Consider the following 9988-nt stretch of genomic DNA (forward strand, 5'->3'; position numbering starts at 1 on the left):
CAGCAAGGGATGGGTCGACGGCCAGGGACGCCTGCGTGCTCACGTCGAGATCGAGTCCACCGACTAGAACATCAGGCGCGCCGTCTCAGGACCGGAGATCGAGCAGGACGCACGATCCCCGTCACACGGCTGAGGCAGCATGCTGACCGGGGATCACTCGGGTGCGTTCTCATCACGACTGGCGAGTCGGCGTCGTTGGGGTCGTGCCTACGGCAGTGCGTCGGATTCCTGCCCAGTCTGCTCGCCGTAGGCCAGGTGCAACATCTGGGCCTCGGTCAATCCCTCGCTCGGCAGTGTGCCGACGGACCTACCCTCCCGAACCACCGTGACCCGGTCACAGACAGCGAGAAGCTTCACAAACTCGCTGGAGATGAAGATGACGGCCTTGCCATCGGCGGCAAGACCCTCCATCTCGGCGTAGATCTCTTCCTTCCCGTCAACATCGACGCCATGTGTCGGCTCGTCGAAGATGAACACCGAGGCACCGTAGTCGAGCCATTTCGCCAGCATGACTTTCAACTGGTTGCCGCCCGACAGTGTGTTCACCTGAGTCTCGGGGGAGCTGGCCTTGATCGCCAACCTTCCCATCTCGTGCCTGGCGAAGTCGCGTTCGCGACGCGGTCGCGGGATGGGGATCCTCGGGGCGACCCGGTACTTCTTCAGGGCGGGCAGGGTGATGTTGGCGGAGAGCGTCCATGTCGGGTGTAGGTCCTGAGTACCTCAGTCCTCGGGCAGGAGGACGATCCCGGTGCGAACGGCATGCCGTGGAGTGGGAAGCTTTGGCAGAGTCGTCCCGTCAGCCTGGATGGCGCCGTCCTTCAAGGGCAACAGCCCGAACAGGACTTTGGCCACTTCAGTCCGGCCGGCTCCCGCGAGCCCGGCAAGACCGAGTATCTCGCCGGCTCGGACCTGGAAGGAGACATCGTGAACGAGGCCACCGTCGGACATGTTGTCGACACGGAGCCGGACGGGGCCATCGGGAGATGCATGCTTGCGCTGGCGCTCTCCCAGCTCGAGTGCCCGCCCAGCACCGCTGCCCGAGATGGGCCCGATCAGGTCGAGCCTGGACAGGTCAGAGGTTGGACTCTCGTCGACCACCCGCCCGTCCCGCATGCTGACGCACGAGTCGCACAGCGCCAGAATCTCCTCGAGTCGGTGCGAGACGTAGACGACCCGCACTCCTTCGTCGTGCAGTCGGCGCAGGACGGAAAAGAGATTGACGATTTCGGCGTCCGTGAGGGACGCCGTCGGCTCGCCCAGGAAGATCATTTTGGCATCGCCCGCAATCGCGCGGGCAATGGTGACCATGCACTGATCGGCCACCGAGAGGTCAGAGAACTGTGCTGTCGGATCGATCGTTGAACCCCCGGAGGCCAGGACCTCAGGGCCTGCAGGTTAATAATATTCTGCCTTGATCTCGTCCGGCACGGGGGCGCCGGCGTTTGCTGCGTGGGTGACAGGTCCGGCTGCGGTGGCCAGCCGGACCTGTGGGGGCCCGGGGTATATCCGATGGCGGTGAGCCGTGCGCGGGTCTGGCGGACGACGCGGGAAATGGTTTGCTGGGTAACCCCGAACAGGTGCGCGAGGACGCGCTGTGGCGGGGAGAACCTCTGGTAGAGCAGGGTGAACCGCACTGGATTTGATGGAGGGCGTGGTTAGGCTGCCTCGGAGTCGAGGTAGCCGGTGGTTTTCTCATGGTAGGTGATCTCGTAAGCGGTCGACGATCCGTAGCCGATGGATGAATGCAGCCGGCTGTTGTTGTACCAGTGGACTCAGGCTGCGGTCTCTTTCTCGACCTGGCGCCATCCGGTCCACGCGCGCTTGCCGTTGTCGATCAGCTCGGTCTAAGTACGTGTTGGGAAAGTGGCCGGTTGACTGCCCGGGGTCGGCGGGGCCAGCGTAGGAATATGTCCGGTTCCTCCCCGCGCCCGTACCCGTCGGACCTGACCGACGGACAGTGGGAGTTGATCGAGCCGCTGGTGCCGGTGAAGACCGGCGGACGCCCGGCGGTCCATCCGCGCCGGCGGATCGTGGAGGCCATCTGCGTACGTGACCCGGAGCGGGTGCGCATGGCGGATGATGCCCCACGACTTCCCGCCCTGGGACACCGTGTACTGGTACTTCCAGCGCTGGAACGCGGACGGCACCACCGAGGCGATCCACGACGCGCTGCGCGGGGCGGTCCGGCAGGCAGCCGGACGGGACACGGCGGGCCTCGGCCGGGGTCGTGGACTCTCAGTCGGTCAAGGGCGCCGACACCGTCGGGAGCGATTCCCGCGGTTACGACGCGGGCAGGAAGGTCAACGGCCGCAAGCGGCACATCCTCACCGACACCGCCGGACTGCTGGTCGTGGTGCTGGTGACCGCGGCCAGCTAAGCAGGACCGCGACGGCGGGCGACTGGTTCTGGAAAAATCCCGGGCGAGGATGCCCTCGCTCGTGCAGGCATGGGCCGATGGCGGCTACGCCGGCAAGCTGCTGGAAACCGCCCGGGACCTGCTCGGGATCACCCTCGAAATCGTGGCCAAGCCCGAGGGAATGCATACCTTCGAGGTCCTGCCCCGGGCCGGCGTCCTTGGCAGGCCGCCGAAGCCGCCTAACCCCTTTAGGGTGCGTCTCCCATTAGGCGTAGCCAGGTGAGGATGGCGCAGATCGTGACGCCGGCGCGGTAGGTGATGGCGAGTTTGTCGAAGCGGGTCGCGATGCCACGCCATTGCTTGGCGAGAGCGAAGTACCGCTCGACGACGTTGCGTCCCTTGTACGCGTTCTCGTCGAATCCGGATAGCCGCCCGCCACGGCTGCCGCGCCGCTTGCGTGCGGCAGCCTGGTCGCGTTTGTCGGGAATGACGGCCGTGGTCCCGCGTCGTCGTATCTCCTTACGAATCATGCCAGTCGCGTATGCGCGGTCTGTGAGCACGGCATCGGGGCGGGTGCGGGCACGGCCTACACCCAGGCGTGCCACGCGGATCTCGGAGAGAACCTTGGCAAGCATCGCACTGTCGTTGCGTTGGCCGCCGGTGATGACCATCGCCAACGGCCGGCCGTGACCGTCGACGGCCTGGTGGATCTTTGTCGTCAACCCGCCGCGGGAACGGCAGATCCCGCTACGGGATCCCGGTCCGAAACCGGTACGCGATCCCCTCGACCACCCGACGGTCATCACCGAACGGATGCCCGCGCCGCCCTTGGATCGACGGCAACAACGACGCTATCCGCTTCCATTGCTCGTCCGTGAACACCCGATACCGCGAACCCGTCGACCTCATCCGGCAAGCATCCCGCGAGACTCACCACCGATATGGGAGACACGCTGTGAGTCTTGTGGGTGGCTGGTCTGGGACCGGCTGGCAGGGTTGACGTTGGTCGCCCCGCCCTTGGTCGTGACTCAAGACACGCTCGGCCCCTTCGGGGTGCCCTGCTAGGGATCTGTCCGTCCGAGGCGGGGCGGCTGGCGTCGTCCTGGCCCACCTCGGTGACCTGATCAGAAGGCTGTCCGCCCTTGCGGGCGTGACTCATCACAGTACTGCCCCGCGGTGACTCCTACCCGGACCGGCGCCGGCCGCCAGCGGCCGGACCATCAACCCTGGAGTAGGAAGGACCCGAGCCGCTATGACCATAGTCGCCCATGTTCACCCGTTCGTCATCGGAGTCGACACCCACGCCCGCAACCACGTCCTGGCGGTCCTCGCCGCCACCGGGGAAGTCCTCGACACCGGCCGGTTCCCCACCACGGCCATCGGCATGGCGCGCGCGATCGCCTGGGTGGCGCGCCGCATCGGTGGTGATCTGGCCGCGTTGTGGGTGATCGAGGGCGTGGCATCGTATGGTGCCGGCCTGGCCGCCGCAGTCGGGCAGGCCGGTTACGAGGTGGGCGAAGCGGCACGGATGAACGCGCGGAGCAACCGGGGCCTGGGCAAGTCAGACGCCCTGGGCGCACACCACATCGCCGCGACCGTCCTTCCCCTGGACTCCGGCCAGCTGCGCCGCCCGCGCCTGGCCGAAGGCGTCCGGGCCGGTCTGCGCGTCCTGGTCGCGGCCCGTGACCACATGGGCGCCGAGCGCACCGCCGCCGTCAACGCGCTGATCGCGCTGCTGCGGGTTGTCGAACTCGGAATCGATGCCCGCAAACCGCTGACCCGCACGCAGATCGCCACGGTAGCCCGGTGGCGGTCCCGCGACGAAGACCTGGGCACCACAACCGCCCGGGCCGAGGCCATCCGCTTGGCCAGGCGCGTGGTCGAGCTCGACGAGCAGATCGCCGCCATCTGCCTCACCGCGTGGTCTCCCATCACGGGCGGGTCCGCTCCGAAGCCGCCTTCGCCGCCCTGGCCGCGGTGAACCCCATCCCGGCGTCTTCGGGCAACACCGTCCGCCACCGCCTCAACCGGGGTGGCGACAGGCGACTGAACAGGGCCCTGCACATCGCCGTCCTCACCCGGATGACCCATGACCCGCAGACCCGGGTCTACCTCGAGCGGCGCCAGGCCCAGGGCCGCACCACCAAGGAGATCCGCCGCTGCCTGAAACGCTACCTGGCCCGCCAGATCTACCGGATCCTCAACACCACCGGCACAGCTGCCAGCCCGGCTTGACGAACATAGAAGGATCCCTAGACTACCTGTCCGCCCGGCCCGTGGGAGCCATCGAGCGGGCCGTTGAGCGACAAGTCAGTACGCGGCTACTGGGCTGACGATATGCCTGGTAGCCACAGCGCAAGATCCGGCCACATCACGAGTATCACCAGCATGAGTATGCAAGCGGCGATGAAGGGCATCACGCCCTTGAAGACATCGGTGATGCTCAACTTGAGTCCCATCCCCTTCGTAGAGGATTGTGCCAACGCCAAGACGACGAAATCGAGTATCCCTAATGGTGGTGCGACCATATCAATCTCTGCCAGCACGATGAGGAATACTCCGAACCAGATCAAGTCGATCCCCAGCGCCTCCAATGGACCGAGGAACACTGGGATCGTGAGGAGCATCATCGCCAACGTGTCAAGGAAGAAGCCAAGAATGAGGTAGACGGGGATGAGCATCAAGAGGAATAGGATTGGAGTCAAGCCCATGCCTACGACAGTGTCGCCTACCCATTGCGCCAGCCCGCTCAGTGCCATCACCCGCGTGAGAATCTGTACTCCAAGAAGCAACAGGAAGATGGCAGCAACCGCGGAAACCGTTTCTATGAGGGTGCCTGAGAAGAACGACCCGACCAAACGGCGAGTAGGCACCGCGTTTGCATTCTTTCTGAGCTGCTGTTTCCTTCTTCGAAGGACCTGTCCCAGCCCGAGTATCAGCACGATGAGGGCGCCGTACGCCCCTGCTTCAGTCGCCGTGAAGACACCCCCGTAGATGCCACCAAGCACCACGACCACGATGAGCAGAACAGGTATCAGGTGCACCAGGGAAGCGAAGCGTTCCCTCCATGTGTGCGACTCGCCACGAGGGGCTGATTGAGGACTGATCCATGCCCAGAGAATGATCACGATCGTGAAGAGCAACGCCAGGAGCAGGCCAGGAACTACGCCCGCGAGCAGTTGCGGTCCGACCGGGGTCTCAGCAACGCCGGCATAGATCACAAGCATGACGCTAGGCGGGATCACTTGACCCAGGGTTCCGCTTATGGCCGTTGCACCCATCGCCAAGCTGGGTCGATAGCCCGACTTAATCATCTCCGGAATCGACACTCGTCCGATCGCGTATACGATCCCGATCGTGCTTCCACTCGTGGCGGCCATCCCGGCCCCGGCGAAGTTCGTTGAGACCGCGAGACCTCCCGGCATCCACCCCAGCCACTTTCGCGCCGAGTCGTACGCACCGGCCATCAGTCCGCTCTTGCCCAGAGCTACACCCATCAGCACGAACATCGGGATGACGCTCAACGACCACGAGGCAAAAGAAGTGAAGACTATCTCCTTCAGCGTGCCCACAACTGCATTCGGACCCATGAGGACGTAGAGGCCGAGGATGCCGGTTCCCGCCATGGCGATGCCGATCGGGATCTTGAAAAGCATCAACGTCATGCTGAGCAGGATGACCACGAACCCGATGATTAGCTTGTTCGTCGGCATGACGACCAAGTACAACGTCAGGAGCACGGTCACCACGGCGGTGACAACAAGACCGATGGTGAATCGCCTCGCTCTTAGCGCGTCCTTCAAATCGATTGGAGACTTTGTCGTGGGCGGGTTGGGGTTCTCACCTACCGTCGTGTTCACCGATCTTCCGCCTTCTCACCTACGGCCGCTGGAGCCTCCAACTCGTCAAACACAGTTTCCTCCGCCTCGAGCGCCGCTACTTCTTCATGCTCATCGAGCGCGTGGAACTCCTCCACCGTGATTGCTCTCACCGCGCTGGCGATCATCTGCAACAGCAGCCCGAACAAACCGACGACAATCACCCATCGATATGGCCAAATCTCCATCCAAGGTGTACCGACAGCCTTCTCTCCCAAGGCTGTGGCGTCCATCGCCTTCTCAATGCTGAACCAGAAGAGAAGCGCCGTCACGGCGATACTAAAGGCTATGGAGACGATTTCGATGACCCGTTGGGTGCGTGGGCCCGTCGGAGCTGTGAGCAGATTGACTCGAATGTGCTCCCCACGCAGCAATGCGTATCCCAAGCCGAGTGAGACGAGTACCGGCATCCAGGCGAACTGCGTGAAGTCGAGTGTGCCAGGAAGCGTGCGGTCGAAGAAGAACCGCCCAATAACGCCGACGACGACATTGAGCATAAGAGCAACAGTTGCGACTCCTCCCAAAACCGCTAACAGGACGCTCAGACCATCGATCCACTTCGTCCACGGGACACGGGTGGGCGCGCCATCAAATGCTGTCATTGAACTTCTCCTCTCACAAAGCGACGACGCCGTCGAATAGACCACGTCTCAGCCCGACTTCAGCAGACGGTATGGCCCGGCAAGCCCGCGGCCATGCCATGGCTCTCGTCCTACGGCCACACCTCAACAGTCGCTTGCGGGACGAGGGACTGGTACCCGAGTCCGGCGACTCAGGGACCAGAGTCCCTGCGCAGCCCTGACGCGGTCGTTCCCTCGCGGTCACTTGATCGGACGATATGGAGCGAGCCCGTCCACGAGAAGCTCTCGATAGACATCCCAATCGACGGTTTCGACGGTCGTGGCCATCGCATCGATGAGTGCTTCAGTGCTCTGGTCGTTACTGACATCCGCACCGATCTGGTCCTCGACAAGCCCTGCCCACTTTTCCAACGCAGTCGCGTAACCGTCGAGCAGACCCTGCGGATCCTCCACGCCCACCGGGGCGGAGGCCGGAAGGTCGGCGACGGTACTCCGCTGACGCTCGAGGACGATAGGCATAAGCTCCGAGACATCTTCGAACAGCAAGCCATGCTCCGTCGGCCCCTCGCTCGCCAAGGTGGCGAACTCCTGAGCGCTGGCGCGCATGAACTCAATGAGAAGGGTAGGGAGGGCGTCGTGGAAGATCTGTCGCACTTCAAGCGGGAAGCTCTCCCAAGTGTCCTTGTTCATAACCCAGCCGAACCCGATGGCGGAGCTCAACCCAACCGGAAGGTAGTGCTTCGCGACATCCCAGAACCCGGATGTGATGTAGGACGGCTGTGACACGACGCAGTCGATCATGTCTCGTTGGAAAGCTTCATAGGTCTCCGCGAGGGGAAAAAAGGTGTTGGACATGCCGATAGACTCGACTTCCCCCTGGAAGGGCGAGCCGGCCGTGCGTGCAATCTTGCCGGCCGCGTCCTCCGGCGTGGTAATCGACTCGTTGCAGATCATGTCCTGTGGGTAACCACCGGTTATCGCGAGTTCCACCACATTATGATCAGCTAGCTCCTTCGAGATCAGACCGGTAGCCTTGTAGTTCTCGACGGTCGCTCCCATCGACTGGAGGTAGCCGCCCGGGTAAGATTTGGCGCTCATAGAACCCGCGTTTGTGAACCAGTTGCCGGCCGGCAGGGACTGGGGTGCGTACTGCAACACGTAAGCCGAGATGTCAGCCACACCGTGCCCGACGCCTGTCAACGCGTCAGGCCCACCGAAGAGTGAACCCGACCAGAAATTCTCGAACGTGATCTTTCCGCCCGTCTTTTCGGTGACCTCGGCCTGAAAAGCGAGCATGCCCTGAGCAGAAGCCCCCCTCTCCGAACTGAGGTCGTGCACGACGAGTTCGATTGGCTCCAGGTCGGCAAGGCTGCCGCTCCCGGTTGCCTCCCCCCCCCGGGAGCAACCAGCGAGAAGAATGCCGGTAATCGCGACAACGCCTACCGCGGTCATGATGGTCTGCTTGCGGGCGGTGAGCACAGTGAACTCCTTTGTTCATAGCTAAGCAGCGGGGACGCGGAGGTGCTCGCCTTCCCGCTTAGGACATCTATACGATCAAGTCGGAGGCGTCAGCACACAAACGATCGTTTGGTTTAATGTATAGTACGAAGATATTGAAGGCAAGCACCGTCATGACCCCTCCTCGGACATCTCGTGGAAACGGATGCTCGAATCCGTAGCGTTCCGAAGGCGACTGGGCGACTGCCTGTGGAACGCCATGGGTCGTCTTGGATTTCGCCGAGCCGGCAGGTGACCTCGGAGAGCCGCTCGGCGGAAACCCGTATTCAGCGAAGGCCGTTATGCAGCGCCGCAGCGGCGTCTGTCTTTGAAGTGATTTCCAGCAGCACGCCATCAGAAGCCGAGATCACGCCCGAACAACTCCTTCATAATCTCGTTTGAGCCGGCCCAGATTTCGGTGACCCGTGCGTCCTTACCCCGCGCGACACGGTACTCGTTCATGTGGCCGAAGCCCCCGTGGAGCTGCAGGCAGGCGTCGAGAATCCCGTTCTGCACATCCGCGCTCCTTGGCTTTGACGGCATCAATCGAGGTGATTTTGCCGCGGCTGTGCGCGTCGATGTAGGCTTGCGCGACGTCGAGTTCGGTGACGAGCTCGGCGATTTTGAACTTTTTGTACTGGTGCGAGCCGATCGGGTTTCTGAACGCCTCCCGTTCGTGGGCGTAGTCGATCGTCTCGAGCAGGATCGCGCACGTGTGCAAGGTTAGAGATGACCCGGAGACCCTCTCTTGCGGGTAACTTCAGTGTGCCGGTTCCCCCGGAACAGTGTCTGCCGCCGAAGTGTCACCAGAGGAGGGAGAACAGCAGGCCCCGCAGGAAGCACGAGCCTAACCGGCGTTCACCTGCCTAACTTTGAATCCCTCCGGCCCCCGGAAGGACCTGCCCCCGCTGCCGAGGCCTTCTCCCCGCTGCGGCACTTCCCTCCGACTCATGATTCGACGCGCGTGCTCCCAACGCCGTTCCCGATGCAGCCAAAGCCTCGACTGGAAATGCCCAGCGAAAGCTAACTTTGGCCACTCAATCCAGTGTAGACAAGTCGCTGCCTGCCGAAGCGCCGGAACTCCCGGGCACGCCAGTGTTCCGGCTGATACTGAGAATCCTGCATGCCGCGGAGTTGGAGTACTCCTCTTTCATGAGCCGAACATACAGGGGGACGTTTCTCAACCAGCCTATGAGGCCCCATTTTTCGTCTTCGGCGCGCCGAATGTCCCATAAGTACGTGTTGGGAAAGTGGCCGGTTGACTGCCCGGGGTCGGCGGGGCCAGCGTAGGAATATGTCCGGTTCCTCCCCGCGCCCGTACCCGTCGGACCTGACCGACGGACAGTGGGAGTTGATCGAGCCGCTGGTGCCGGTGAAGACCGGCGGACGCCCGGCGGTCCATCCGCGCCGGCGGATCGTGGAGGCCATCTGCGTACGTGACCCGGAGCGGGTGCGCATGGCGGATGATGCCCCACGACTTCCCGCCCTGGGACACCGTGTACTGGTACTTCCAGCGCTGGAACGCGGACGGCACCACCGAGGCGATCCACGACGCGCTGCGCGGGGCGGTCCGGCAGGAAGCCGGACGGGACACGGCGGGCCTCGGCCGGGGTCGTGGACTCTCAGTCGGTCAAGGGCGCCGACACCGTCGGGAGCGATTCCCGCGGTTACGACGC

At 63.5% G+C, this 9988-nt stretch carries 7 protein-coding genes and 7 pseudogenes; 5 read left to right on the forward strand and 9 right to left on the reverse strand.

The features are described from left to right. Window positions 1-207: 207 nt before the first annotated feature. The 3 genes and pseudogenes from AC5RWU_RS22605 to AC5RWU_RS22615 all read right to left on the reverse strand — a co-directional run. A pseudogene (locus AC5RWU_RS22605) lies at window positions 208-1308 on the reverse strand (ATP-binding cassette domain-containing protein). Next, window positions 1266-1634, reverse strand: coding sequence for a transposase family protein (locus tag AC5RWU_RS22610; protein ID WP_493986424.1), 369 nt, complete (start codon window positions 1632-1634; stop codon window positions 1266-1268). The pseudogene AC5RWU_RS22605 and the gene AC5RWU_RS22610 overlap by 43 nt, the downstream one beginning before the upstream one ends. 21 nt (window positions 1635-1655) lie before the next feature. Next, window positions 1656-1844: pseudogene (locus AC5RWU_RS22615) on the reverse strand (IS3 family transposase); the annotation flags it as partial. A gap of 205 nt (window positions 1845-2049) precedes the next feature. Between AC5RWU_RS22615 and AC5RWU_RS22620 the strand changes: the two are divergent. The 3 genes and pseudogenes from AC5RWU_RS22620 to AC5RWU_RS22630 all read left to right on the forward strand — a co-directional run. Continuing rightward, window positions 2050-2151: pseudogene (locus AC5RWU_RS22620) on the forward strand (transposase); the annotation flags it as partial. Window positions 2152-2224: 73 nt separating this feature from the next. Further along, window positions 2225-2377 (forward strand): annotated as a pseudogene (locus AC5RWU_RS22625) (transposase); the annotation flags it as partial. A gap of 61 nt (window positions 2378-2438) precedes the next feature. Further along, a complete protein-coding gene (locus AC5RWU_RS22630; RefSeq protein ID WP_493986430.1) occupies window positions 2439-2639 on the forward strand; it encodes a hypothetical protein in 201 nt (66 codons plus the stop codon). On the opposite strand, the pseudogene AC5RWU_RS22635 reads toward AC5RWU_RS22630, so the two are convergent. Further along, a pseudogene (locus AC5RWU_RS22635) lies at window positions 2605-3265 on the reverse strand (IS5 family transposase). The gene AC5RWU_RS22630 and the pseudogene AC5RWU_RS22635 overlap by 35 nt on opposite strands. A gap of 343 nt (window positions 3266-3608) precedes the next feature. On the opposite strand from AC5RWU_RS22635, the pseudogene AC5RWU_RS22640 reads away from it, so the two are divergent. After that, a pseudogene (locus AC5RWU_RS22640) lies at window positions 3609-4591 on the forward strand (IS110 family transposase). Between the two features lie 86 nt (window positions 4592-4677). Here AC5RWU_RS22640 and AC5RWU_RS22645 read toward each other — a convergent pair. The 5 genes and pseudogenes from AC5RWU_RS22645 to AC5RWU_RS22665 form a co-directional block, all read right to left on the reverse strand. Beyond that, window positions 4678-6216 carry a TRAP transporter large permease gene (locus AC5RWU_RS22645; protein ID WP_493986425.1) on the reverse strand — a complete coding sequence of 513 codons (1539 nt, stop codon included), beginning with the start codon at window positions 6214-6216 and terminating at the stop codon, window positions 4678-4680. Then, window positions 6213-6836 carry a TRAP transporter small permease subunit gene (locus AC5RWU_RS22650; RefSeq protein WP_493986426.1) on the reverse strand — a complete coding sequence of 208 codons (624 nt, stop codon included), beginning with the start codon at window positions 6834-6836 and terminating at the stop codon, window positions 6213-6215. The genes AC5RWU_RS22645 and AC5RWU_RS22650 overlap by 4 nt, the downstream gene beginning before the upstream one ends. A gap of 219 nt (window positions 6837-7055) precedes the next feature. Beyond that, the gene (locus AC5RWU_RS22655; RefSeq protein ID WP_493986427.1) at window positions 7056-8294 is read right to left on the reverse strand and encodes a type 2 periplasmic-binding domain-containing protein; all 1239 of its coding nucleotides are present in this window, start codon (window positions 8292-8294) and stop codon (window positions 7056-7058) included. Between the two features lie 372 nt (window positions 8295-8666). Further along, the gene (locus tag AC5RWU_RS22660) at window positions 8667-8828 is read right to left on the reverse strand and encodes an acyl-CoA dehydrogenase family protein (RefSeq protein ID WP_493986428.1); all 162 of its coding nucleotides are present in this window, start codon (window positions 8826-8828) and stop codon (window positions 8667-8669) included. A 121-nt stretch (window positions 8829-8949) separates the two neighbouring features. Continuing rightward, window positions 8950-9033, reverse strand: a pseudogene (locus AC5RWU_RS22665) (hypothetical protein); the annotation flags it as partial. 715 nt (window positions 9034-9748) lie between these two features. Between AC5RWU_RS22665 and AC5RWU_RS22670 the strand changes: the two are divergent. Further along, window positions 9749-9988: transposase (locus tag AC5RWU_RS22670; RefSeq protein ID WP_493986429.1), on the forward strand; the 240-nt coding region annotated here is incomplete at its 3' end.

Source organism: Arthrobacter sp. B0427-1-12, from assembly GCF_059092905.1.

What these genes read in the sequence shown, in the direction of transcription:
- AC5RWU_RS22650 (WP_493986426.1), bottom strand. Translation starts at nt 6,836, where the DNA reads ATGACAGCATTTGATGGCGCGCCCACCCGTGTCCCGTGGACGAAGTGG.